This is a genomic window from Paucibacter sp. DJ2R-2 (assembly GCF_025717675.1).
Lineage (GTDB): Bacteria > Pseudomonadota > Gammaproteobacteria > Burkholderiales > Burkholderiaceae_C > Paucibacter_A.
This window is the reverse complement of record NZ_JAJIRT010000005.1, coordinates 93,977-118,680: the sequence shown is the minus strand read 5'-3', so window position 1 is coordinate 118,680 and position 24,704 is coordinate 93,977. Positions and strand designations below refer to the sequence as shown.

General features: G+C 64.7%; 18 protein-coding genes and 1 pseudogene. 6 read left to right on the top strand and 13 right to left on the bottom strand.

Features of this window, described 5'->3' with window-relative positions; translation table 11 throughout:
• Positions 1 to 8 precede the first annotated feature (8 nt).
• Complete coding sequence (locus tag LNV28_RS13870) at positions 9 to 2,438, top strand: FtsX-like permease family protein (protein ID WP_263519095.1); 2,430 nt, start codon at positions 9 to 11, stop codon at positions 2,436 to 2,438.
• 81 nt (positions 2,439 to 2,519) lie between these two features.
• Here LNV28_RS13870 and LNV28_RS13865 read toward each other — a convergent pair whose 3' ends face one another.
• From LNV28_RS13865 to LNV28_RS25215, 3 genes and pseudogenes are all read right to left on the bottom strand, one after another.
• The gene (locus LNV28_RS13865) at positions 2,520 to 3,866 is read right to left on the bottom strand and encodes a branched-chain amino acid ABC transporter substrate-binding protein (RefSeq protein WP_263519096.1); all 1,347 of its coding nucleotides are present in this window, start codon (positions 3,864 to 3,866) and stop codon (positions 2,520 to 2,522) included.
• On the bottom strand, positions 3,857 to 5,161 hold the full coding sequence (locus tag LNV28_RS13860) for a TonB-dependent receptor plug domain-containing protein (RefSeq protein ID WP_263519097.1): 1,305 nt from the start codon (positions 5,159 to 5,161) through the stop codon (positions 3,857 to 3,859). The genes LNV28_RS13865 and LNV28_RS13860 overlap by 10 nt, the downstream gene beginning before the upstream one ends.
• A 324-nt stretch (positions 5,162 to 5,485) precedes the next feature.
• Positions 5,486 to 5,941: pseudogene (locus LNV28_RS25215) on the bottom strand (TonB-dependent receptor plug domain-containing protein); the annotation flags it as partial.
• A gap of 249 nt (positions 5,942 to 6,190) precedes the next feature.
• Here LNV28_RS25215 and LNV28_RS13850 point away from each other — a divergent pair.
• Positions 6,191 to 8,413, top strand: coding sequence for a putative bifunctional diguanylate cyclase/phosphodiesterase (locus LNV28_RS13850; RefSeq protein WP_263519099.1), 2,223 nt, complete (start codon positions 6,191 to 6,193; stop codon positions 8,411 to 8,413).
• A gap of 73 nt (positions 8,414 to 8,486) precedes the next feature.
• On the opposite strand, the gene LNV28_RS13845 is transcribed toward LNV28_RS13850, so the two are convergent.
• The 3 genes from LNV28_RS13845 to LNV28_RS13835 all read right to left on the bottom strand — a co-directional run bounded on the left by LNV28_RS13845 (position 8,487) and on the right by LNV28_RS13835 (position 11,165).
• Complete coding sequence (locus LNV28_RS13845; RefSeq protein WP_263519100.1) at positions 8,487 to 10,043, bottom strand: ATP-binding protein; 1,557 nt, start codon at positions 10,041 to 10,043, stop codon at positions 8,487 to 8,489.
• Positions 10,044 to 10,063: 20 nt separating this feature from the next.
• On the bottom strand, positions 10,064 to 10,555 hold the full coding sequence (locus tag LNV28_RS13840; protein WP_263519101.1) for a TOL_0243 family YfiR-like periplasmic protein: 492 nt from the start codon (positions 10,553 to 10,555) through the stop codon (positions 10,064 to 10,066).
• A gap of 163 nt (positions 10,556 to 10,718) precedes the next feature.
• A complete protein-coding gene (locus LNV28_RS13835) occupies positions 10,719 to 11,165 on the bottom strand; it encodes a MerR family transcriptional regulator (protein WP_411969974.1) in 447 nt (148 codons plus the stop codon).
• A gap of 98 nt (positions 11,166 to 11,263) precedes the next feature.
• Between LNV28_RS13835 and LNV28_RS13830 the strand changes: the two genes are divergently transcribed.
• The gene (locus tag LNV28_RS13830) at positions 11,264 to 12,400 is read left to right on the top strand and encodes an MBL fold metallo-hydrolase (protein WP_263519103.1); all 1,137 of its coding nucleotides are present in this window, start codon (positions 11,264 to 11,266) and stop codon (positions 12,398 to 12,400) included.
• A gap of 253 nt (positions 12,401 to 12,653) precedes the next feature.
• Here LNV28_RS13830 and LNV28_RS13825 read toward each other — a convergent pair whose 3' ends face one another.
• The 7 genes from LNV28_RS13825 to LNV28_RS13795 all read right to left on the bottom strand — a co-directional run bounded on the left by LNV28_RS13825 (position 12,654) and on the right by LNV28_RS13795 (position 20,447).
• The gene (locus tag LNV28_RS13825; RefSeq protein ID WP_263519104.1) at positions 12,654 to 13,469 is read right to left on the bottom strand and encodes a M48 family metallopeptidase; all 816 of its coding nucleotides are present in this window, start codon (positions 13,467 to 13,469) and stop codon (positions 12,654 to 12,656) included.
• Between the two features lie 15 nt (positions 13,470 to 13,484).
• The gene (locus tag LNV28_RS13820) at positions 13,485 to 14,297 is read right to left on the bottom strand and encodes a lysophospholipid acyltransferase family protein (RefSeq protein ID WP_263519105.1); all 813 of its coding nucleotides are present in this window, start codon (positions 14,295 to 14,297) and stop codon (positions 13,485 to 13,487) included.
• Positions 14,297 to 14,917, bottom strand: coding sequence for a D-glycero-beta-D-manno-heptose 1,7-bisphosphate 7-phosphatase (gene gmhB, locus LNV28_RS13815; RefSeq protein ID WP_263519106.1), 621 nt, complete (start codon positions 14,915 to 14,917; stop codon positions 14,297 to 14,299). Before gmhB ends, LNV28_RS13820 begins: the two co-directional genes overlap by 1 nt.
• Positions 14,918 to 14,980: 63 nt before the next feature.
• Entirely contained in the window at positions 14,981 to 17,086 is a 2,106-nt protein-coding gene (glyS, locus tag LNV28_RS13810; protein ID WP_263519107.1) for a glycine--tRNA ligase subunit beta, read from the bottom strand.
• A gap of 3 nt (positions 17,087 to 17,089) precedes the next feature.
• Positions 17,090 to 18,031, bottom strand: a complete 942-nt coding sequence (glyQ, locus tag LNV28_RS13805; protein ID WP_263519108.1) for a glycine--tRNA ligase subunit alpha — start codon at positions 18,029 to 18,031, stop codon at positions 17,090 to 17,092.
• An 89-nt stretch (positions 18,032 to 18,120) separates the two neighbouring features.
• Positions 18,121 to 19,638, bottom strand: a complete 1,518-nt coding sequence (gene lnt / locus LNV28_RS13800; RefSeq protein ID WP_263519109.1) for an apolipoprotein N-acyltransferase — start codon at positions 19,636 to 19,638, stop codon at positions 18,121 to 18,123.
• 5 nt (positions 19,639 to 19,643) lie between these two features.
• On the bottom strand, positions 19,644 to 20,447 hold the full coding sequence (locus LNV28_RS13795) for a CorC family transporter (RefSeq protein WP_263519110.1): 804 nt from the start codon (positions 20,445 to 20,447) through the stop codon (positions 19,644 to 19,646).
• Between the two features lie 214 nt (positions 20,448 to 20,661).
• Here LNV28_RS13795 and LNV28_RS13790 point away from each other — a divergent pair, with 214 nt between their 5' ends.
• From LNV28_RS13790 to LNV28_RS13780, 3 genes are all read left to right on the top strand, one after another.
• Complete coding sequence (locus LNV28_RS13790; protein WP_263519111.1) at positions 20,662 to 21,696, top strand: CobW family GTP-binding protein; 1,035 nt, start codon at positions 20,662 to 20,664, stop codon at positions 21,694 to 21,696.
• A 169-nt stretch (positions 21,697 to 21,865) separates the two neighbouring features.
• On the top strand, positions 21,866 to 22,588 hold the full coding sequence (gene dksA / locus LNV28_RS13785) for an RNA polymerase-binding protein DksA (protein WP_263568985.1): 723 nt from the start codon (positions 21,866 to 21,868) through the stop codon (positions 22,586 to 22,588).
• A gap of 107 nt (positions 22,589 to 22,695) precedes the next feature.
• Entirely contained in the window at positions 22,696 to 24,594 is a 1,899-nt protein-coding gene (locus LNV28_RS13780; RefSeq protein WP_263519112.1) for an STAS domain-containing protein, read from the top strand.
• Positions 24,595 to 24,704 lie beyond the last annotated feature (110 nt).

Sequence of the window (24,704 nt, the reverse complement as noted above, 5' to 3'; positions counted from 1 at the left end):
GCCGCACCATGCGCTTTCTGGACCTTCGTGTGGCGGCCCGTCAGCTGCGGGCCGACCCTTTCAATGCCTCGGTGCTGATCTTGGGCCTGGCCCTGGCCCTGGCCGCGAGCTACCTGCTGGCGGTGATGCTGGGCGAGCGCTACCGGCCCGACCCGGCGCTGCAGGAACCCGAGCGCATCGTGATGCTCGATTTCCACGGCAATATGCCGGGCCGCCAGGAGGACTGGTTTCTGGGTGCGCCCTTTGCCCTGCACGAGGCGCTGCAGAAATCCGGCGCGCCGCTCCAGCACTTGAGCCGCAGCAGCAGCGACTGGCTGACCTTGCGCGTGGGCGAGCGCCAACAGCGCAGCGCCGTGCTGGCCCTGGACGCCAGCGCCGTCGAGCTGTTCGGCCTGCGCAGCGTGGAGGGCGATCTGCGAGCCTGCCTGGCCCGGCCCGACACCATCGCCCTGCGCCAGAGCCTGGCCCGCCAACTCTTCGGCGAGCAGCGGGCGCTGGGCCGCGTGCTCCGTGCCGGCAAGCACCCGCTCAGCGTCTGCGCCCTGCTGCCCGATGCTGGCTCGCAGAGCACGCTGCGCGAGCCGGCTTTGGTCGGCTTTGACTCGCCCGCCGCCGAGCTGGACGAGGAGATGCGCAGTGCCTGGTTCCAGATCACGGGGCGGATCTACGGCCGCCTGGCCCCAGGCGCCAGCGCCGATCAAGTCGGCACGCTGTCGCAAGCCTTGCTCGACGCCAGCCCCATCATGAAGATGCTGCCGCAGGACTGGACGGCCGGTGGCCGCAAGGCCGCTTTCATGCGAGCCCTGCCCATCACCTGCCTGCCCTTCGAGGGCCGCGAGGGCCGCCTGCGCGTGCAGGCCTTGCTGGCCCTGGGCGGGGTGGCGGCCTTGCTCTTGAGCCTGGCCCTGCTCAATTTCATCAACCTCAGCAGCGTGCGCACGGTACAGCGCCAGCGCGAGATCGCCGTGCGCAAAAGCCTGGGCCTGGGCCCCCTGCGACTGCTGCTGCAGTTCGCGGCCGAGGCGCAGCTGAGCATCGCGCTGGCGGCCGCGCTGGCGGTGCTGCTGGCCTGGCTGATGGTGCCCTGGCTGGCCGGCGTGCTGCAGCTGCCGGTGCCGGACAGCCTCTTGCAAGCCTTGCCCCTGCTGGGCCTGGCCGCGGGCTGCACCTTGCTGGGCTTGCTGGTCTGTCTCTACCCGGCCTGGCTGGCATGGCGCATGAACGCGGCCGCCGCCCTGCAGGGCCGGCAGGCCAGCGAAGGCGCCTCGGGCCGCTGGCTGCGCCGCACGCTGACGGTGCTGCAATTCGGCGTGGCCTTGCTGGCCAGCAGCCTGGCCTTGGTCTTGAGCCTGCAAAACCGCCATGTGCTGGCGCGTGAGCTGGGCTTTGACCCCCACGGCGTGCTGGCCCTGCGCATGCCCGATGGCGCCAGCCCGGCCCTGGCGGAAGACCTGCGCCGGGCCCTGGCCCAGCGCCCCGAAGTGCAGGCCCTGGCCTGGAGCGACAGCGTGCCCGGCAGCGGCCGGATCGAGCGGGAGGGCGGCTTTCTGCGGGATGGGCAAACCGGAGAGGCCAGCAAGCTGCGTGTCATCCATGTCGATGCCGACTTCTTTGCGCTCTACCGCATCCCCCTGCTGAGCGGCGAGCTGCGTGCGGGCACGCAGGACACCGCGGTGCTGGACCTGCCGGCACTGCGCGCCATGGGCTGGAACCAGCCCGCTGAGGCTTTGGGTCAGGAACTGCGCTTCGCCTACACCGGCTTGGGCCAGCGTCAGCAGAGCTGGCGCGTTGCCGCCGTGGTGCCACGGCAGGTGCTGGAGAACACGCGCCAACCCAGCCAGCCCCATGCCTTCGCGCTCAAGACCAGCGAGCAGGTGCTGGCCACAGGGCGCGGCGCCTGGGTGCTCAATCTGCGCCTGCGCGATGGTGAACCCGCCAGCCTGGCGCGGGCCGAGGCCTTCATCGCGCCGATCTGGAAGCGCTATGTGCCGGATCAACCCATGCAGCTGGAGGCGGTGGAAGCGGCCATGCAGGAGCCCTACCGCGCCGACCTGCGCCTGGCCGAGCTGGTCACGGCCAGCAGCGTGCTGGCCCTGGCCCTGGCGGGCTTCGGCGTCTATGCGCTGGCGGCCTATCTGGTGCAGCGCCATGCACGTGAGTTGGTGCTGCGCAAGCTCTACGGCGCCTCGCCGCGCCAGGCCCTGACCCGGCTGCTGCGCGAGTTCGCCGGCCTGCTGTTGATCGCCGCCCTGCTGGCCCTGCCGCTGTCCTGGTTCCTGGGCCAGAGCTATCTGAGCCAGTTTGCCGACCGGGCAGCCATGGGCTTGTGGCCGCAAACCCTGGCCCTGCTGGGCCTGCTCTTGGTGAGCTTGCTCGCCAGCCTGCACCATGGCTTGAAGGCCATGGCCATGCGGCCGGTGCTGGCCTTGAAGAGCTGATGAACACAGATCAGCCCAGCCGGGCTGCGCTGGGCACTTGCCTGACTGAAATCAACCCGATGCAGCCGCCGCACCTGGTATTCAGTCCGGCGCCACCTGGTCCACCTGCACCAGCGCAAGTTGCCCGGCACTGTTTCGCTTGACGCTGTAGACAATGAACGAGCCGGTGCTCAAGTCGCCACGAGCATCCCAGTTCACGGCGGTCTTGGCGCCTTCATAGTCCCAGTCCTTGCCTGGATTCTTCAGGGCCAAGCCGAACTGCCCGGGGGTGATCTTCAAAGGCGAGGCCGTGTCGGGGCGTGAGACAGGACGCAACCACTTGGCCACAGAAGCTTTGTCGGTGCTGCCCCCTGCCTGCGCCGCCAGCGCGAACAGATAGACCGCGTCATAGCCGGAAGGGCTGATGCCCACATCGGGCGGCGTGCCATAGGCTTGGGTAAACAAGTCTGCGAAGGCCAGGTACTCAGGTCGCTTGGGGTTGTTGTCTGCCCCCATGATGGTCATGCCTTCGACCACCGAGGCGTCCGCGGTGGTGACAAACTGCGAGGTGCTGAGCGAACTCGCCGCATACATCGACGGACGCGGCTTCGCCACACCCGAGGCCAGATCTTTGCTCAGCCCAACAGCCTCAGCGGACTGGGCGGCGATGTAGATCGCATCCGGCCGGCCGCCACTCATGGCCTGGCTGACGACAGCCGCAAAGTCCGAGGTCTTGCCCGCCTTGAACGAAGAACTCGCCAGCACCACGCCGCCACGGGCAACAAAAGACTTGCTGAAATTGTCGCGCGCCGACACACCAAAACTATCGTCGGAGTGAATGATGGCGACAGTTGCCTTGCCATCGCGTCGAGCAATCTGAGCGGCCACACCGCCGGAAAAGGAATTGGAAACGATCAGTCGATAGAAAACGCTAGGTGTTCCCCGATCCATGGTGTCGAGATCAGTGGTGCTGGGACCGGTGGCGACCACGGGCACCCCCGTCTTGATGATGGTCGGCGCCAGCAGCAGAGCCTCGGCGCTGGTCAAAGGGCCGATGACGCCAAAGCAACCTGCATTGACCAGGTCCAGATACTCGCCAATTTGCGCCTCGCTGCCCTCGGTGGTGCCCGCCTTGGTATCACGGACCATATAGCCCAGAGTTTTGCCGTTGACGCCCCCGGCGGCATTGATCTCCGCGACCGCCTGTCGAATGTAGCGTTCACGGGAGTCGTAGTTGGCGGAGGACGTGCCGGAAAACGGGTAGAGCACGCCAATCATCAACTCGCCTTGAATACCCGGACGCATGCTGCCCACCGGACCTTCGGCCTGAGCGCTGCTGCCTTCAACGCCGCCACCGCCGCAGGCACTCAACAAGGCCGCACCGATCAAACCCAGGCCGACGATGCTGCGCACAGAAAACATGGATGTACTCATGATGCTCAGTTCCAACGATAGCGATAGCTCAGCATGAGGCTGCGGCCATTGCCGGGAAAGTCAACACTGCCATAGCCCACCTCGGAATAGCTGGCATTGAACAGGTTGTCCATGCGCATCTGTACCTCATGGGCGGCCCAAGTCTTCGTCCAGACCAAGTTCATCCGGGTGCTCGGGGCCAGGGAATAGGGCGTCAAGAAGTTTGCGAAGGCGTTGCTGAAAGTGGCGTGGCGCCGCGAGGCGTAGAGCACTTCGGTCGCCCACTGCCCTAAATCTGCTGAATGCCAGCGCCACTCCGCTCGAACTGAGTGTTCAGGGAATCGCTCCGGCGGCCGGACCAAGTCGCCCACCAAGGGAATCGGATCGCGCTCAGTCAGGTTCAGCCCGGTCCAAGCGAGGCCCAAACGATGCGCCCCGTCTTCATAACGAATATCCAACTCGGCACCCTGACCCGAGAAGCGCCCACGATTGACGGGCTGGTAGTTGAGCCCGGTTTGCTGCAACTCAATCTTGTCTCTGACCTCCAATTGATAGACATTGGCACTGAGATGGAGCTTGGGGCTGGGTCGCCAGTTGATCTGAAGTTCGGTGTTACGCGCGGTCTCAGCGCGCAAGGATTCATTGCCGACGACATCGCCGCTGTACAAGGGCTGCGCCATCAGATCAAACACGCTGGGTGCCTTGTACGAGGTGCTCCAGATCAATTTGGCATTGAGCTGCTGGCTGTGCTCGTACACCGCAGCAGCTCGCCAGTTTTGATTGCTTCCGAAACGATTGTGATCATCTTGTCGCCAGTTGCCGCTGAGCCCCAGGCGATCGGTGAACTGCCACAGGTATTGGGCGAAAACGCCGGTGTTGGACAAGCGCAAAGCAGTACTGGGCTTGCCCTGCAGGCTGGTACTCCCGTTCGAAGCAACCCGAGTCACCTGCATGCTCTGCTGCCGATCATCGGTGTGATCCAGCCCCACATTGAAGCTGTGATCGGGATTCGGCGCCCAATTGATGTTCAAGCCCAAATCATTGGCCAGGGAAGAAAAGTCCCTCTGGGGGTAGTTGGTGCTTGAGTTGATCGAGAGTCGCTCTGCGGGGCTTGGCGCTGCTCGACTGAAATTCCAGCGAAACCTGGCCTGCCATTGCGGGCTGATTTCCCAGAACGACTGCCAACCGGCCTGCGCGCGGTATTGTGAATAGCGATTGCCAGGGCTGAGCGTTCCAAAATCCAAGAACTGAGCCACGCTGTCAATGCGCGAATAGTTGATCTCCAACTGGTTTTGCAGCGCGCCCGTATCCAAGCTGGCGCGCGCCAGCAAGGACAGCGGGCGCTGCCAGGCATCGCTGGACTTCAAATCACGCAAGCTGGGCTGAGCGCCCAGGATTGGCGAGCTTTTCGGGACGCGCAAATAATTGAGCTGATAGCGTTCCGCTTGCACCGCGAACAACAAACCCAGGCGGCCATTGCCTCCCGCCACGCTGAAGTCCAGCCCGTTCGCTCGACCACCATAGGCACGGGCCCGCAAGCTTGCGTCGTTAGCACCCACATAGTGCTTGCGAGTGACCACATTCACCGTGGCAAGAAAGGCATCGGCGCCGTACAAGGCCGAGCTTGGGCCTCGCACGACTTCAATGCGGTCTATGGTGCTCATGGGCATCAAAGCCGCACTGAGGAAATTGGCCGCATCGGGCCGAAAGGCTTGTGGCTGGCCGTCGATCATCAGTTTGATCTGACGATTCCAGGCTCGCTGGCCACCAAACAAGCCTCGTACGCCAAGGTCCTGAAACCCTTGGGCATCGACCCGATACAAGCCCGGCACGCGGGCCAAAGCATCGGCCACCGAGCGATCACCCCAGGCCTCGATCTCCTCGCGGCCGATCACTGAAACGATCGCAGGCGCTCGGGACTGCGCCACCGCCACAAAGCTGGCGGCCGCCACCTTGACCTCCGCCAGCTGCTCCAAGGACAAGCCAAAAAAAGCCGGTCCCTTTTCATCGCTGGATTGCGCAAAAGCCGCTGCAACACAGCAATTCAGGGAAGCAAGCACCAGCCATGGGGCGGCGCCGACGGCCCGCCGATCAGAAGCGCGTCTCTTCATCTTGACCCATCCTTGCTCATCATCAAGAAGGCGGCGAAGCCGCTGCGGCCAGCCGGCCTGCTTGAAACGCAGTATTGATAACTAAGCCTGCGCGCGCAAGGGTGATCTGCCCAAGAAAGTTGCGTCAGTTTGACGCCTTGCAAGCCCAGCAAAGAGACGGTAGGCATGTACTAATATGCTGCTTCATAAGCGCGAGCCCGCACAGGGCATCTGCGCCAAATGGCGGCCTCGCAAGCCCAGGAGCGATTGATGCCTGATGACGACCTGATCATGCTCATTGACGCAGAGACCCCGGATGCCAGTCCAGGGCAGAAGCCTTGGCGGGTCTTGGTCATTGACGATGACGACGAGGTGCATCGGGCCACCCAGTTTGCTTTTCGCAATGCTCACATCTTGGGCCGGCCCATGGTCTTGGATCATTGCTATTCCGCCTCGGAGAGTCGCGCCCTGTTGGCACAAGACAAGGACTACGCCTTGGTGCTCTTGGATGTGGTGATGGAGGATCCTCAGGCTGGCTTGTCACTGGTCGAGTACATCCGCAAGGACTGCCAGATGCATGAGACGCGCATCATCTTGCGCACCGGCCAGCCCGGGTCGGCCCCCGAGTTGCCCATCATCGAAGCCTATGACATCAACGACTACCGCACCAAAAGCGAACTGACCCAAACCCGGCTGATCACCGCGGTGACGGCCGCGTTGCGCTCCTACGAGCAGATTCGCACGATTGCAGAAAGCCGGCGCGGTCTTGAATTGATTGTTCGCTCCGCCGCCGACCTGATGGAACGCCATGCCATGCTCAGCTTTGCTGAGGGCGTGTTGACTCAGTTGGCGGCCCTTTTAGGTCTGCCCAAGAACGGCATTGTTTGCGTGCACCGGGGCCAAGAAAAACGCGGCGAGCGGGCTGATGCGTTCTATGTCATTACCGCTGGCGGCCAGTTTTCTGACTATTTGAGTTGCACCCTCGACACCCTGGGCAATAGCGTGGTTCGCACCGCTGTGCTGAAAGCCTTGCAGCAGCGTCAGCATCACTTCGCCAACGATCACACCGTTCTTTTTCTAGAAGCAGATGGGCATGAAGCCGCCGTCTACATTCAATCGCCCCTGCCTCTTGCGCCCATAGACCGGCAGTTGGTGGAAGTTTTTGCGACCAATATTTCAGCCTATTTCGGCAATGTGAATCTGATTGGCGAGCTCAACCGTCTGGCTTTTTGGGACACCTTGACCGGGCTGGCCAATCGCTCCCAGTTTGTCCGGGACATTGAAGCAGCGCTGCAGGCGAGCTCCGCCGATCATGCCCTTTTGTTGCTGGACATCCGGCGCTTTGCCGAACTCAACAATGGTTTGGGCCACGATGTCGGCAACGCCCTTTTGACAGCGATTGCTCAGCGCCTGCGCGCCGGCTTCTCGAGCCGTACCCAGGTGGCGCGGCTGACAGGCGATGTGTTTGGCCTGGTCGGCCCGGAAGATGAAGTGTCAGCGGCCCAAGTGGGGGCCTTGTTTGAAGAGGCACTGCAGGTCGGCGAGCACCATTTGAGCGTGGCGTTTTCTTCCGGCTGCTACCTGCTGAAGCAGCATCAGGATTCAGCCTCGGCCGCGCTGCGCCGCGCCAGCATCGCGCTCACCGGCGCTAAGTCCAGCCCCCAGGTGATGGCGCTGCAATTTGAAGCCAGCATGGAGGCTCACACCCACAAGAGACTGGCGCTGCTGCGTCGACTGCGCAGCGATATACAAGCGGGGCGCCTGCAACTCTGGTATCAGCCACAGCTCAGCATGCAGGGGCATGAACTCACCGGCATTGAAGCCTTGATGCGCTGGCCAGAGATCGGATCGGCATCAATGGTGGAGTCACCTGCCGTGTTTGTCCCGCTGGCCGAGCAGTCTGGCTTGATAAATGCGCTGGGTCGCTGGGCACTGGAGCAAGCGGCCGAGGACTGGTGCGCATTGCAATCACTGGCCGGAGCGCCACCGCGGGTCAGCGTCAACGTCAGCATGCCGCAATTCCGCAGCGGCGAGTTACAAACCCAAGTGGACCAAGCCCTGGCGAAGCAGGGCATGCCTGCCAGCGCCCTGGAGCTTGAGATCACAGAGAGCATGGCGATGGATGAGCCAGAGCTGGTGATTGCCGCATTGCAAGGGCTGCGGCAGCGTGGCGTGCGTGTGGCCTTGGACGACTTCGGCACCGGCTACTCGTCCCTGGCGCACTTGCGAGCCTTGCCCATCGATGTGCTGAAGATCGACAAATCCTTTGTCCAGCAAATTGGCGAGCCTCAAGGCGAGGTCTTTGTCGAAACAGTGTTGTCGCTCGGCAAGCGACTCGGCACCGAAATCATCGCCGAAGGCGTGGAGACTGAAGGGCAAGCCGACTTCTTGCGCCAGCAAGGCTGCACTACCGCGCAAGGCTGGCTCTACGCCAAAGGCATGCCCCTGGCTGAGTTGAAAGCCTGGATGACGGCGCGCAGCGCCAAGGCTTGATGCAAGGCTTCAGCCGACGTCCTCACGCACCGCCTTTGCTAGGCGGGCATTTTTCAGCGAGGTTCAAACTAGCCTAGAGCTGATTCATTGGCGCGCGACTCGGGAAGCGCAGCTCAAAGCAAGTGCCGACACCCTTTTCGCTGCGCACCTCAATGTTGCCGCCCAATGGGCTCTTGGCCAGGCTGTGCACCACATGCAAACCCAAGCCTGAGCCGCCCTGCCCCAGGCGTGTGGTGAAAAAGGGCTCAAAAACACGCCGCAAATGCTCGGGCGAAATGCCCGCCCCCTGATCAGAGACCGTGAGCAGCAAATCGCTGCCACCGCTTGAATCCAAGGGGCCGGCACGTCGGACCTGAACCTCCACCACCCCGCCGCCAATCGGCTCCAAACCGTGGCGGGCCGCGTTCTCGACCAGATTGCTGACGATCTGCGTCAATGCGCCGGGGTAGCTGTTGCACGGGATGCCCGCGGCGCAGTCGAGGCGGATCTCAATCGGGCGATGTTTCATTCCCGGGCCCAACAAGGCAATGCAGTCGTCCAGCACTTGGCGCAGATCAAAGTCCATCCGCGCTTCGCTGGTCTCATTGACGGCCACCGATTTGAAGCTGCGCACCAAGGCGGCCGCTCGTTCCAAGGAGCGTGTGACGATGCCCGCCCCCTCGTCGACCGAAGAAACGAAATCATCCAGGCCCTTACGGCTGAGTGAGTTCCCGGTCATTTGATCGCGCATCTGGTGGGTGTTTTTGCTCAGGCTGGTTGCTGCCAGCAAGGCATTGCCGATCGGCGTGTTCAACTCATGAGCCACGCCCGCCACGACATTCCCCAGCGCAGCCAGTTTCTCGCTCTGCATCAGCAGGCCCATCGCCTGCTCCAACTCCTGGCTGCGCTCCTGGACGCGTTGTTCCAACAAATCATGAGCCTGCTGCAAAGCTGCATCGCGATCACCCACCACGCCCAACATGCGGTTGAACTCGACCGTGAGCTGACCAATCTCGTCATCATTGCTCTTGATCACGCGCAGTGAGAAGTCGCCGGTTCTCCCCACCTCGATTGCTGCCTTGCTCAGACGCTCCAAAGGCTCGCTGATCAGCCACTGCGAAGCCCATTGCACCACCAAGCCCAGGACAAAAATCGCCATCGCCAAAGCGCCAAACATGATGGTGTACTGGGGCATGCGCTGAACCAAGGGCGGCAGTTGCACGCGAACCCAGAGTCGGCCCAGCTCATGGCCCTCACGCAAGACAGGTAGGGTGAGACTGGCGTGCGACAGCTGCTGCACCACCCCCTCTTTGGGCGGCGCAGGCGGGTGCGGAGGCTGCACCCCAGCAAGCTTGGGATCGGCTTTGGTCCAGGTCGCGAACACGCTGCCGTCGACGCGGTACAGCGCTCCGGCATCCACGCCTTCATACAAGCGCAAGAAGGCCAGGTTCTCTTTGCCTTGTCCCGCGTCATCAAACTCCAGTGCGGCCTGATTGACGTCGGCCATGACTTTGCCGACAGCATCTAACTGCGCCGCCACACGGGGTCGAAAACTGGTCGTTTCATAGGCCAAGACAGCCAAGGCGGCGACCAATACAGCCAGCAAAGTGCCAAACACCATCGCCAGCAGGATCTTGCGTTTCAAACGCATTGATGAAAGTCGCTGCCTCATCAGCGCAGCTCCTCATAGGTGTTGAGTGCCAACTGCTGGAGCTTGGCCGAAACCTTCAAGCCTGAGCGCTCGGCCGCCTTGGCATTGAACTCAAAACGGAGGCGATCTTTGTGCAGCAGCAATCCGATCACTCCGCCTCGGTCCAGAAACGCGGTGCCGGCGCCCACCGTCAACACCGGCAAGCCATTCAAAGGCCGGAGCGATGCGGTGTTGCCCTCGGGCACATAGAGCATGTGAATGCGGGTAGCCTGCGGAATGCTATCGATGCGACGCACTTGGACCTGTCGGCCTTGCAACTTGCGGGATTTGAAACCCGCCTCCAAGAGACGCAGCATGGGCTCGTCATCGATCACGCCGATCACAAACGGCGCATCCGCATCGGCAAACGCGGCAGCCGGCCATTCGATATAGCTGCCAAACCCTGCCACATAGCTGGCCCGGAGTTGTTCCTCATTGGGCGCAGCCGGTGCCACTTGAGCATGGCTGCTCAAGTTAAGGAGCACCAGGCTCAACAGAATGATCGAAACAAAGCGGACCATAGCTCAGCGAGTTTGAGCTCATTATGGATGCGCTTATTGCAGCAAATGAGGCACCAAGCACCGCCATCCCGGCGGCTCAGCGGCTCAGCGGCGAAAAGCCGATTCACCCGCCCCGTCAAACGCCCGGCAGTCTCTCACCCAAAAGACTGCGGCAGCGCTCCTCATGCTGGGCAATCTCACCCAGCGTCACCTCGATATCGTCCAACTGCTGCTCGAGCTGGCGACGGTGCTGCTGCAGCACCTCCAGAAAGGCACGCAGCTGCGGCGCGGCGCCGCTGGAGGCGTCGTACATATCGACCAGCTGCTTGATCTCTTGCAAGCTCAGGCCCAGGCGCTTGCCGCGCAGCGTCAGCTTGAGGCGGGTGCGGTCGCGGTGGGTGTAGACGCGGTTGCGGCCGGCGCGCGAGGGCTCGAGCAGGCCCATGTCTTCATAAAAACGAATGGCCCGCGGGGTGATGTCGAACTCATGGGCCAGCTCGGTGATGGTGAACTGGCGGGCACCCTCGCTCGCGGCATTCGGTGGGGTGACGGTGCTCATGGCTAAACTGGGGCTCGCTCGCATTGACGTTGACGTAAGCGGCAATTCTATGCACCTGCGACGCGGCGCCGCGTCGGGCCTTGCCCTCTCCCCTCCCAATTTCTGCTTCTTGCTGAACGACCATGGCCAATCCCCGCGAATCGGAACTGCACTACCCGCTCGGCGAGCGTCGGCCCGGCCCGGGCGAGCTGATCGAGCTGGCGCCCGGCGTGCGCTGGCTGCGCATGGGCCTGCCCTTCGCGCTGGACCACATCAACCTCTGGCTGCTGCGCGACGAGATCGACGGCACCGAGGGTGCCAAGGTCCAAGGCTGGACCATCGTCGATTGCGGCGTGGCCAATGAAGCGACGCAGGCGAACTGGGAAGCCATCTTTGCCGACCAGCTCGAAGGCCTGCCGGTGCTGCGCGTCATCGTCACCCACTTCCACCCCGATCACATCGGCCTGGCCCACTGGCTGTGCCAGCGCTGGAGCGGCGCCGTGGCGCCGGGTCTGCCGGCGCATCACGAATGCCGGCTCTGGATCAGCGCCACCGACTTCCACCTGGCCCGCCTGGCCAGCGGCTCGACCGTGGGCATGGGCGGCGAAACCGCCGCCGCCTTTTTCGCCAGCCATGGCCTGAGCGACCCGGAGGCCTTGACCAAGATCCGCGCCCGCAGCAGCTACTACCCGAGCATGGTGCCGCAAGTGCCGGCCAGTTTTCGCCGCCTGATGGGCGGCAAGACCTTGCAAATCGGCGGCCAGAGCTGGCAATGCCTGGTCGGCTACGGCCATGCGCCCGAGCACATCAGCCTCTACTGCGCCGCACTCGGCCTGATGATCTCGGGCGATATGGTGCTGCCGCGCATCTCGACCAATGTCTCGGTCGTCGATGTCGAGCCCGAGGCCGACCCGCTGCGCCTCTACCTCGATTCGCTGCAGCGCCTGCTCAGCCTGCCGGCCGACACCCTGGTGCTGCCGGCCCATGGCCTGCCCTTCCGCGGCCTGCATGCGCGCATCGAGCAGCTGCAGGAGCACCATGTCGAGCGCCTGGCCGATGTGCGCCAGGCTTGCGCCGACAAGCCCTGCCATGCCGCCGAGCTGCTGGAGCTGCTGTTCAAGCGCAAGCTGGATCTGCACCAGACCACCTTTGCCATGGGCGAATCGGTGGCCCACCTGAACTCGCTCTGGCTGGGCGGGCAGCTGCGCCGCGAGCGAGGCGCCGACGGCATCTACCGTTTCAGCACCCTGGCCACGCCGGCAGCGGCGCCTAAAACCTGAACCAGCCCGAAGCGCCGCGCCCAAAAGAAATCCGCCATCGCTGAGGCTGCCGGCATGGCAGCGTCAAGGATGGCGGACTCTCGGCCCCTTTTAGCACCCCTCGGCAGCCGGGCTGCGAGTGATTCCACGCCGTATGGAATCTAGAACTGGGTGCGGGTGATGACAGCGTTGGCCCAGAGTGTCTATCGTCACCCTCTTTGGGGACAAGCCCCCCCAAAGAGGGATACAGCGCCGAGCCGCCCGCTAGGCGCGCTCACTCGCTGACGATGGACTCTTCGCGCAAGCGGCCGCGGGCGGTTTCGAAGTCGGGCAACACCGAACGCACCACGGCCCAGAAGGCCGGGCTGTGGTTCATCTCACGCAGATGGGCCAGCTCGTGGGCGACCACGTAATCGATGATGGCCGGCGCGAAATGGATCAGGCGCCAGTTCAGGCGGATGGAGCCGTCGACACTGGCGCTGCCCCAGCGCGTCTGGGCCGAGCTCAGGCGCAGCTGGGTCATCTGCACGCCCAGGGCGGCGCCGAAACGCTGGCAGCGCGGCTCGAAATCGGCACGCGCGCGGCGCTTGAGCCAGGCCTGCACGGTGTCGCGCAGCTGCTCCTCGCTGGCCGCCAAAGGCAGGCCGATACGCAGTACGCGCTCGGCCTCGTCGAACTGCACGCCGCTGCGCTGCGGCTCCAGTCGCAGGGTGATGGGCGAGCCAAGGTAAGGCAGGCTGGCGCCGTCGCGCCACTCGATGCGGGCAGCTTCGACACGGCGGGCGCGTTCGCGCTGCTCCACCAGCTTGCGCAGAATCCAGTCGGCCTTGTGATGCAAGGCGCGTTCGATATCGGCCTGCGGCAGCCAGCGCGGCGCACTGACGCGCAAGCCCTGGGCGCCAACGACAAAGCCGATGCTGCGCCGGCGCGCCCGCTTGAGCTCGTAAGCCACGCGGTGTTCGCCCAGGCTCAGCTCGCGCTGGGCGCGCGGATTCTGTAGCACCTCGGCCTCACTGCGGGCCGGCACCGGCTCCTGGCCAAAGAGACTGAGCTGAGCGCCTTGCAACAAGGGAAGCAGGTTCTTGAGCATGGGATACGTCGGGCCTCAGGCCTGCAAAGCCGCCGAAGATCGGGCCGCGCCCTGTGCCGCTGCCGAAGGATAGGCCTCGGGGTCCAGACGCTGCATCTCGGCCTCGATCCAGGCCTCAACCTCGCGCATCAGCTCGCCGGCCTCGCGGCCTTGCGGTGCGATCGGCCGGCCGATGGAGATGTCCACCACACCCGGGCGCAGCAGAAAACTCTTGCGCGGCCAGCAGCGCCCCGAGGTGGCCGCGATCGGCACCACCGGCACGCCGGTCTCGATGGCCAGGCGTGTGCCGCCGGTCTTGTACTCGCCCTTCTGGCCGCGCGCGGTGCGCGTGCCCTCGGGGAACATGATGACCCAGTTGCCCTGGGCGGCCAGACGCTTGCCTTGTTCGGCCACCTTCGCCCAGGCCTCCGCACGCTTGCTGCGGTCAATATGGATCATGTCCATCCGCGCCATGGCCCAACCGAAGAAGGGAACATAGAGCAACTCGCGTTTGAAGACATAGGCCAGCGGGTGCGACATCAGGGCCGGGAAGGCAAAAGTCTCCCAGGTGCTTTGGTGCTTGGGCAGCAGGATCACGGCCGAGCGGCGGGCGGCCTGGCTGGGCAGGTTTTCCATGCCCTGGATGCGCCACTGCACGCCGCAAATCCAGCGCGCGCTGTGGATGGCCAGGCGCAACCAGCCAGCGCAGGCCCAGTAGACCCGGTCGCCCTTGGCAAACAGCGAGATCAACAAGACGGCCGTCGCCCAGGGCGCGACCGTCACGGTCAGCCAGAGCACGAACAGCAGCGAGCGCAGGGCCGCGATCAAGCTGGCCAGCGGCGTGGCCATCAGTTCAGCGCTCCAGGCGCGGTGTCAGGGGCCAGGGCTTCGCCGCGCGCATCGGCCTTGCTGCGGCGCTCTTTCTGGATCAGGCTCTCGGCGAAAGCACCCAGGCTGGCATGAACCTTGGCGCCCGGCACCAAGGCCAGCAAGCTGGCCAGCTGCTCGTCATCGAGCGCGCCGAGGCGGGCGCCACGGATCAGATGCGGCACACAGCCGGCCGCCTGCGCCGTCTGCAAGTCCCGCAAACTGGCGCCGACCATATGAATGCTGGACAGCTCGACGCCAAAGCGCTCACCGATCTGCTGCACCAGGCCCGGCAGGGGCTTGCGGCATTCGCAGCCTTCCTCGGGCGTGTGCGGGCAGAAGAAGGCGGCAGCCAGCCGGCCACCCTTCTCCGCCAGCAGCTGGTTGAGCCGGATGTGGATGGCGTTCAGCGACACCATGTCCAGCAAGCCACGGCCGATGCCGGGTTGGTTGGTGGCCATCACCGTGTGCCAGCCGGCATGGTTGAGCCGCGCCACCGCTTCCAGCGCACCGGGCACGGGCACCAGCTCATCGACCGACTTGACGTGGTCGTCCCGGTACTCATTGAGCGTGCCATCACGGCCCAGGATGACCAGTTTCATGCTGTGGCTGTGATCAGAACGCATGCGCTTGCCTGTCTGCTTAGGGGTGGAGTTGATGAAAACTCAGGAGGCCAGACGCGCCAGCTCGGCCACCCGGTTCATGGCCTCGTGCAGGGTCTTGAGCAGGCCCAAGCGGTTGGCGCGCAGGGCCGGGTCTTCGGCATTGACCATGACGCCATCGAAGAAGGCATCGACCGGGCCTTTGAGCACCGCCAGCTCGCGCAGCGAGGCGGCGTACTCGCCGTTGTGGAACAGGCCGTCCGCGAGCGGCTTGGCATTCTTCAGCGCCGCCGCCAGATGCTGCTCGCCCGGTTCGACCAGCAGGGCCTCGTTGATCTGAGCCTGCACCGGCTCTTCGCTCTTTTTCAGGATGTTGCCGATGCGCTTGTTGGCGGCGGCCAGAGCGGCGGCTTCCGGCAGGGCGGCAAAGGCGCGCACGGCCGTCAGGCGCGCGGCCACATCGGCCAAGCGCTGCGGGCGCAGGGCCAGCACGGCGTCGACTTCCTGAGCGCTGTAACCCTGCTCGCGCAGCGAGCCGGACAGGCGGTCGAAGACAAAGTCGGAAAGCGGGCCGGCGGGGTTCTGGATCAGGGCAGCGAAGGCCGGCACAGCCGCTTCGATCAAAGCGTCCAGCGCCAGCGTGGGCGCGCGCTCGCTGAGCATGCGCACCAGGCCCAGGGCATGGCGGCGCAGGGCAAACGGGTCCTTGTCGCCGGTGGGCAGCTGGCCGATGCCGAACAGGCCGACCAGGGTCTCCAGCTTGTCGGCCAGGGCCACGACCAGGCCGACCTCGTTGCGCGGCAGCTCGTCGCCAGCAAAGCGCGGCTTGTAATGGTCTTCCACGGCCAGGGCCACGGCCTCGCTGAGGCCGTCATGGCGGGCGTAGTAACCACCCATGATGCCTTGCAGCTCGGGGAACTCGCCGACCATATCGGTCAGCAGATCGGACTTGGCCAGCAGTGCAGCCTGGTCGGCTTGCTCGGTCAGCGCGCCGCCGCCCAGCAGGCCGGCGATGGCGCGAGCAATGGCTCGCACACGCTCGACGCGGTCGCCTTGCGTACCGAGCTTGCCGTGGTAGACCACCTTGGCAAGACCTGGCACCCGATCGGCCAGAGTCTTTTTGCGGTCTTGGTCGAAGAAGAACTTCGCATCGGCCAGGCGTGGGCGCACGACACGCTCATTGCCCTGAATCACGGCACTGGCGTCAGTCGGGCTGATGGCGCTGACGACCAGGAAGTGGTTCGTTAGCTTGCCGGCGGCGTCCAGCAGCGGAAAATACTTCTGATTGGCCTTCATGGTCAGGATCAGGCATTCCTGCGGCACGGCCAGGAACTCGGGCTCGAACTGGCAGCTCAGCACATTCGGCCGCTCAACCAGGCCGGTGACCTCGTCCAGCAAAGCCTCGTCCTCGATGGGCTTCAGCCCTTGCTGGGCGGCAGCGGCCTGCAGCTGGCGCGCGATCTCGGCGCGGCGTTCGGCAAAGCCGGCGATCACGGCGCCCTGCTCGCGCATCTGCGCGGCATAGCTGTCGGCGCTTTCAATCGTCAGCTCGGGCGCGCTGGCCTCGAAGCGGTGGCCGCGCGTCGTGCGGCCCGATTGCAGACCCAGGGCCGAAACAGCCACCAGCTCAGCGCCGTGCAGGGCGACGATGCCATGGGCCGGGCGCACAAACTTCACATCGGTCCAGCCGTCTTTCAGCTGGTAGCTCATGACCTTGGGGATGGGCAGCTTGGCCAGGCTCTCGTCCAGAGCCTTTTGCAGGCCTTCGGCCAGGGTGGCGCCGGGCACCAACTGATCCAGGAACAGGGCTTCGGCCTTGCCATCGGGCAGGCGCTTGAGCTGGGGCAGCACCGAGGCATCGGCGCCGACGCTGGCCAGCTTCTTCAGCAGGGCCGGCGTGGCCTGGCCCTCGGCCGTCAGAGCCACCGCCACCGGCATCAGCTTTTGCTGCACGGCGCGGTCGGCGGCCTTGGGCGCGACGTTCGTCAGATGCAGGCCAAGGCGACGCGGCGTGGCGATGGCGGTCGCTTGCGCGCCCTCACCCACCAGGCCCTGGGCCTTGAGGCTGTCCACCAGCACGGCGGAGAAAGCCTCGCCCAGCTTCTTGAGCGCCTTGGGCGGCAGCTCTTCGACAAACAATTCAATCAGCAGATTCTTGTGCGCGCTCATGACTCAGGCCGCCTTTGCTTTCTTTTCAATCTGGGCGATGACTTGATCGGCCCATTCCTTCGGCGCCATGGGGAAGCCCAGGCGTGCGCGGCTTTCCAGATAGCTCTGCGCCACGGCGCGTGCCAGATTGCGGATGCGGCCGATGTAGGCGGCGCGCTCGGTCACGCTGATGGCGCCACGGGCGTCCAGCAGGTTGAAGCTGTGGCCGGCCTTGAGCAGTTGCTCGTAGGCGGGCAGCGCCAGCTGCTGCTCCATCAGGTGCTTGGACTGCTTCTCGTGCGCGGCAAAAGCAGTCAGCAGGAACTCGACGTCACTGTGCTCGAAGTTGTAGGTCGATTGCTCGACCTCGTTCTGGTGGAAGACATCGCCGTACTTGATGTCCGGCGCGCCGTCCTTGCCTTCGACATAGACCAGGTCGTAGACCGACTCCACGCCCTGCAGATACATGGCCAGACGCTCCAGACCGTAAGTGATCTCGCCGGTGATGGGCTTGCAGTCGATACCGCCGACCTGCTGGAAGTAGGTGAACTGGGTCACTTCCATGCCGTTCAGCCAGACCTCCCAGCCCAGGCCCCAGCAACCGAGGGTCGGGTTTTCCCAATCGTCCTCGACGAAGCGCACGTCGTTCTTCTTCAGGTCAAAGCCCAGGGCTTCGAGCGAGCCGAGATACAGCTCCAAGATGTTGGCCGGCGCGGGCTTGAGCACCACCTGGTATTGGTAGTAGTGCTGCAGGCGGTTGGGGTTCTCGCCGTAGCGGCCGTCCTTGGGGCGGCGGCTGGGCTGAACGTAGGCGGCCTTCCAGGGCTCAGGGCCCAGGGCGCGCAGGAAGGTGGCGGTGTGGCTGGTGCCGGCGCCGACTTCCATGTCGTAGGGCTGGAGGAGTGCGCAGCCCTGCTTGGACCAGTAGTCCTGCAGGGTCAAGATGATGTGCTGGAAGCTCAGCATAGAGGTGATGGCATCGGGCTTGCGCCGCTGACAAGAAAGAAGTGGTGGGATGCGGCGGGGCCCAGCCCCGCCATCGCTTGGGGCCGATTCTACGAGGCGCGGCGGGCGGCTTGCGCCCGCCATGCGAGGGCGAGCGGAAGTGCCAGTGCCACAAGCCAGAGCGGCCACAGGCCCAGGGCATACAGCCAGCGGGCATAGGGGGTTTCGCCCTGCCGCCCTTCGACCTCGGCTTCCAGCACACCGGCCTGGGCCGGAGGCAACTGGGCCGTGAGCTCGGCGCGGTGGTCGAGCACCGCCGTGGCGCCGGTGTTGGTCGAGCGGATGAAAGGCCGCTGGAACTCCAGCGCCCGCATGCGCGAGAACTGCAGATGCTGGTCTTGCACCATCAGCGTGCCGAACCAGGCCAGATTGCTGACATTGGCCAGCACGGTGGCGGCCTCGGGGCCACGCACGCTTTCGACAAAGTCCTCGCCGAACAGATCCTCGTAACAGATCAAGGGTCGCAGGCGCTGGCCGGCCACGGCAAAGGCGCGCTGGTGCTGGCCACGCGCCTGGTCATCCATGGGAATGCCCATCAGGCGCACAAACCAGTGGAAGCCGGGCGGGATGAACTCACCAAAAGGCAGCAAATGGCGCTTGCCATAGTTGTAGCTGGGCAGGCTGCCGAAGCTCTGCAGAGAGTTGACGAAACCCTCCTTCTCGCTGCCCAAAAAGCTGCCCAGCAACAAGGGGCGGTCGACCGAGGTGGCCTGCAAACGGAGCAGGTAGTCGGGGTCCAGATAGGCCATGGGCACCGGCACCACCGACTCTGGGGTCAGCACCAGCTGCCCGCGTGCCGACTCGATCAGCTGGGCCAAATGCTCCAGATTGCCGTCGATGCGCTCACGGTCGAACTTCTGATCCTGCGGCACATTGGGCTGCAGCAGGGACACTTTCAGATAACCGGTGGAGCGGGTGAATTCCTGCGGCAGCAGCAGCGCAGCCACGGTCAGCAGCCCCAGCACGGCCACCGCCGGCCGCCAGGCGCGCACGGCCGGCAAGGCCAAGGCCGCCAGCGCTGCCGCGGCCAGCGCAGCCAGGGCCGAGATGCCGTAGATGCCCACCCAGGGCGCCCAGGCCGCCAGCGGCCCGGTGGTGTGGGCATAGCCGCTGGCCAGCCAGGGGAAGCCGCCGAACACGGTGGCGCGCAGCAGCTCGGCCAGCAGCCAGACACTGGCAAACAAGAGCGCCTGCAAGCCTGCGCCCGGCTGGGTTCGCAGGCGCAGCTGCGCCAGCAAAGCCAACATGGCCGCGTAATAGCTGGACAGAAACGCCGCCAGCAGCAGCACGGCAAGAGCCGCCAAGAGCCAGGGAATTCCCCCGAACTGGTGCATGCTGATGTGCAGCCACCACAAACCACTGCTGAGCCAGCCCAGGCCAAAGCCCGCACCCAGCCAGGCGGCGCGACGCGGTGCGGCGGACCAGCTCAAGGCCGCCAAGCCGGCCAAGGCCAGGATCTGCAGCCACCAGGCGTCGAGCGGCGCAAAGGCCGCGGTGTGCAGCACCCCGGCCAGCAGTGCCGCAAAAAAGGCCACCCGGGGGGCGGCCTTGAGGGAGTCGTGAGGCATGAACATCAAGTCTCGGTTTTGGGTACGCGCGTGACCTTGAACCAGCGCACCGAGCCGCCACGCGTGAGCATGACCGCAAAGCGCAGGCCAGCCAGCTCGACCACCTCGCCGCGGCGCGGCACCCGGCCATGCTCCTGGGCGACCAGGCCGCCGATGGTGTCGAATTCGTCCACTGCCAGCGCCACCGTGAAGGCCTGGTTGACCTGGACGATGGGCGTGTCGCCGGCCACGCGCTGGCTGCCATCGGCCAGGGTGTAGATGCCGGATTCGCCGTCCTTGTCGTCGAACTCGTCCTCGATCTCGCCGACGATTTCCTCCAGCACATCCTCGATGGTGATCAGGCCGGCGGTGTTGCCGAACTCATCGATGACGATGGCCAGGTGGTTGCGGTTGGAGCGGAAGTCGCGCAGCAGATCATTGAGACCCTTGCTCTCGGGCACGAAGATGGTCGGCCGCAGCAGGGCACGCAGATTCAGCTCCGGGGCACGCTGGATCTTGAGCAGGTCCTTGGCCAGCAAGATGCCGATGATGTTCTGGCGCGAGCCCTCGAAGACCGGGAAGCGGGAGTGACCGGAATCGATCACCGCCGCCAGCAGCTCGTCATAAGGCGCGTCAATATCGAGCAGATCCATGCGCGGCGCCGCCACCATCACATCGCCGGCGCTGAGCTCGGCCATGCGCAGCACGCCTTCCAGCATCTGGCGTGATTCGGGCTCGATCAGCTCGCGCTGCTCGGCATCAGCCAGCGCTTCGAGCAGTTCACTCTTGGAATCCGGGCCGGGATGGAGAAACTCCAGAATGCGCACCATGAGGCCGCGCGGCACAGCGGATGGATTTCTTTCGCCCCCTTTTGCATGATTTGCAGAGGGCCGACTAGGCTGAGGTTCAGACACTGGGACTGCGTGTCGTAGTTACACAAGCTTGCAGAATAACCGATTGACATGACAGAGCTCTTGCAGGACATTCACCCGCCCCCATATCCAGGGCTGGTTTTTCTAGCAGAGCGCCGCGCGCGAACCCATCATGTCCAAAGGTCTCATCCCCGTCACCATCCTCACCGGCTTCCTCGGATCCGGCAAGACCACCCTGCTCAAGCGCGTGCTCTCGGAAGCCCACGGCCAGAAGATCGCCGTGATCGAAAACGAGTTCGGTGAAGAGGACATCGACACCGAGATCCTGGTGGCCGACACCGAGGAACAGATCATCCAGATGAACAACGGCTGCGTCTGCTGCACCATCCGTGAAGATCTGCGCACCACGCTGTCCGACCTGGCTGCCAAGAAGCGCCGCGGCGAGCTCAACTTCGAGCGCGTCATCATTGAAACCACCGGCGTGGCCGACCCCGGCCCGGTGGCCCAGACCTTTTTCATGGACGACGAGATCGCCGAGGCCTATCTGCTGGACGGCGTGCTGACCCTGGTCGATGCCGTGCACGCCAACCAGCAGCTGGACAGCCGCCAGGAAGCGCGCCGCCAGGTCGGTTTCGCCGACCAGATCTTCATCAGCAAGTCGGACCTGGTCGACAGCGCCGCCGTCGATGCTCTGAGCCACCGCCTCAAGCACATGAACCCGCGTGCGCCGCAGCAACGCGTGCACTTCGGCGAGGTGGAGCTGTCGCGCGTGCTGGATCTGCGCGGCTTCAATCTGAACGCCAAGCTGGAAATCGACCCGGACTTCCTGAAGATTGACGACCACCACCACCATGATCACGACCATGAGCATGGCGAGCATTGCGACCACCCGCATCACCATGTCCATGACGACGATGTGAAGTCCTTCGTCTTCAAGTCGGACCGCGCCTTCAACCCGGCCAAGCTGGAAGACTTCCTGGGCGCCATCGTTCAGGTCTACGGCCCCAAGCTGCTGCGCTACAAGGGCGTGCTGAACATGAAGGGCACCGACAAGCGGGTGATCTTCCAGGGCGTGCACCAGCTGATGGGCTCCGACCTCGGCCCGCGCTGGATGCCAGGTGAGAAAAAGACGAGCAAAATGGTTTTCATCGGCATCGACCTGCCCAAGGAGATCCTCTTGCAAGGCCTGGAAGGCTGCCTGGCCTGAGGCCGCAGCGCCGGCTCACGAGCTGGGGGAAAACTCCCCTAGTTCGGGCGTTCTGGGCGCACACTCAAGCTGGCTACAATCCGCGGCGCCCGAAAAAGCGATTCAGTTGATCCCGATTGCAATCTAGCCCGGCAGAGACCTCTTCAACTGCCGGAGCGAGGAGAGAAACGTGAGCAAGATCCAGGCCCCACATCCGACACCGACGTCAGCCACCAAGCCTGACGGCGATGCCAAGCCAAGCAGCAAAACCAGCAAGGCGGCATCCAAGTCCAAGACCGATGCAGGGGTTCAGCCAGCGGTCGCTTTGCTGGATGCCGCCCCCCCACCGACCGGAAACAGCCGCTTCGCTGACCGATTCGCCCCCCCGAAGCCGCCCACCCGACAGATGAATACGCCCGTGATCGAAAGCCCTCAGAACTCCAACAACAAGGCCGCCAAGGCCGACCCCAAGCTGGCCAATGCCTGGAAGACCAAGTCTGGCGCCGAACTGACCGATGCCGAAGTGCTGGCCATGCCCGACACCGAGTACATGGGCGCCAAGCAAATTGAATTCTTCCGCGCCAAGCTGACCGAACTGAAGAACGGTGTGCTGTCCAATGCCGGTGAGACCACCGAGCATCTGCGTGAAGACACCTCCATCGTCCCCGACCCGGCCGACCGCGCCACCATCGAGGAAGAGCATGCCCTGGAGCTGCGCACCCGCGACCGCGAGCGCAAGCTGCTGAAGAAGATCATGCAATCGCTGTCGCGTCTGGACAGCGGCGAGTACGGCTACTGCGACGAAACCGGCGAGCCGATTGGCCTGGGCCGACTGATCGCCCGCCCCACCGCCTCGCTGTCGCTGGAAGCCCAACAACGTCGCGAAATGAAGCAGAAGATGTTCGGTGACTGATGAGCGGCGCCCGCGGGGCCGGCTGTCGGCCGCCCCGCCCACGCAGCGCTCTCACGACGCTGCCGCCCTCTCCACCCCACCCTCCATCCAGCCAAGGTCCAGCGCGCATGACAGAACCGAAAGACGGCGAGAGCTTCTTCCGCAAGGTCGCGCGCTTTGTGGCCAACCCGACCACGGACTGGGCCGAGATCAACTCGCGCCAAGATGACCCGGAAGGTGACCAGGCCAAGGCCGAGCTGCGCGCCATGGTCGAGCGCAAGCGCCGCAATGACTTTGTGCGCAAGCGCGAGCTCGACATGCTGCGCCGCATCCGCCGCGAGGGCCTGACCCCCGAGCAGTTGGCCGCCTTGGGCTCGTCGAACTCCAAGCTGGAAGAAGTCGAGCGCGCCAGCGCCAGCGGCAACAGCGAGGTCAATTCCAAGATCGATCTGGGCGTCAAGGCCAAGATCGACGAGATCGAACAACAAATGGCCGGCGAGAGCTTCGCGCCGACCCAGGTGCAGAGCTCGCATCCGCCCGGTTTCTTTGAAACCAGCACCCGGCCGGTGCATTTCTCGCCCACCACCATCACGGCCGAACCCGGCGCCAGCCGGATCAGCCGCGTCAGCGAATTCGCCAGCGCCGCCGATAAGGAACGCATGGACAGCAAGGCCGGCCCGGCCGCTCTGGTCATGGGCGCCGGTATGGCGCCACTGTCCGATGCCAAGCCGAGCCGCCTGCCCAGCCTCGGCGCCCTGCCGGCCGCACCCTTCCCTTCAGCCAAGGCCGCGCCCGCCAAAGCGGCCCGGCCGGCCGCCGAGCGCGCCAAGCCAGCGCCTGCCCCCGCTCCGGCTGCACGACCTCCAGCCACCGCCCTGCCCGTGCTGGATCAAGCCCTGAGCTTCCTGGCCGCCGAGAAGGCACCGATTGAAGTCCATGAGCTGATCCATGACCCCGAGCTGGACGAGGCGGTTATCGCCTTTGCCAATGCCGACTACGAAAGCTGCGAGCGCGCCCTGGTCGAGCTGACCCGCACGGGGGGCCGCCGCCATGGTGACGGCGAAACCTGGCTGGTGCTGTTTGACCATTACCGCGCCACCGGCCAGCAAGCCAAGTTCGAAGCCCTGGCCCTGACCTATGCCCAGCAGTTTGGGCGCTCGGCCCCGCAGTGGTTCTCCCTGCCCAAGCTGGTGGCCGAAGCGGCCGCCAAGCAGGTGCGCGCGCCCATGGCCAAGGCCAGCAACGTCAGCTGGGCGGCGCCCGAAGCCTTGACCGAAGAGGCCGTGGCCCTGCTGCAGAAGCGCTGCCAGAACATGCCCATGCCCTGGGTGCTCGATTGGTCGGCGGCGCGTCAGGTCGACCCGGTGGCCTGCGTGCAACTGCGCGATCTGTTCCGCAGCTGGGCCGGCCAGCAAGTCGATATGCGCTGGTTGGCCGGTGAGGCCTTCTTGCAGGCACTCAAAGAGCTGACCCCGATTGGCGTGCGCGAAGTCGACCCCCAGCTCTGGATGCTGCGCTTGGAGGCGTTGCGCCTGGTCAACCGCCCGGACCAGTTCGACGAAGCCGCCATCGACTACTGCGTCACCTATGAAGTCTCGCCGCCGTCCTGGGAGCGCACGCGCTGCCGGGTCAACGTCAGCGGCTCCAGCCTGTCCACCAACGGGCCGGCCACGGGAACGACCACACAGGAAGGCATCTCGACCTCCTTCATGGAGTCCCAGATCACCGAGCAGGCCAGCCTGGAGGCCAGCGTGCAGTTGGAGCTCAGCGGCCAGCTCAGCGGCGACATCTCCGAACTGCTGCGCAAGCTGAGCGGCGAGCTTGGCGCGGCCACCGTCATCAATGTCAACTGCCCGCGCCTGATCCGCCTCGACTTCATGGCCGCTGGCGACCTGCTGAACTGGGTGCTGAGCCGCCGCAGCGAGAACCGCAGCGTCAGCTTCAGCGAACCCCACCGCCTGGTGGCCATGTTCTTTGCCGCCATGGGCATCAACGAACACGCCAAGATCAAGGTCCGCACCGTTTAGAGCTGCGAGCAAAACCCTTCTGGCGGCGTTGGCCTGGCTTGCCGTACTCTGAGTACTGTCTGCGCCAGGCCGCCTAGCCAGAACCGCTGCGCTGGGCTTTGCTCGCAGCT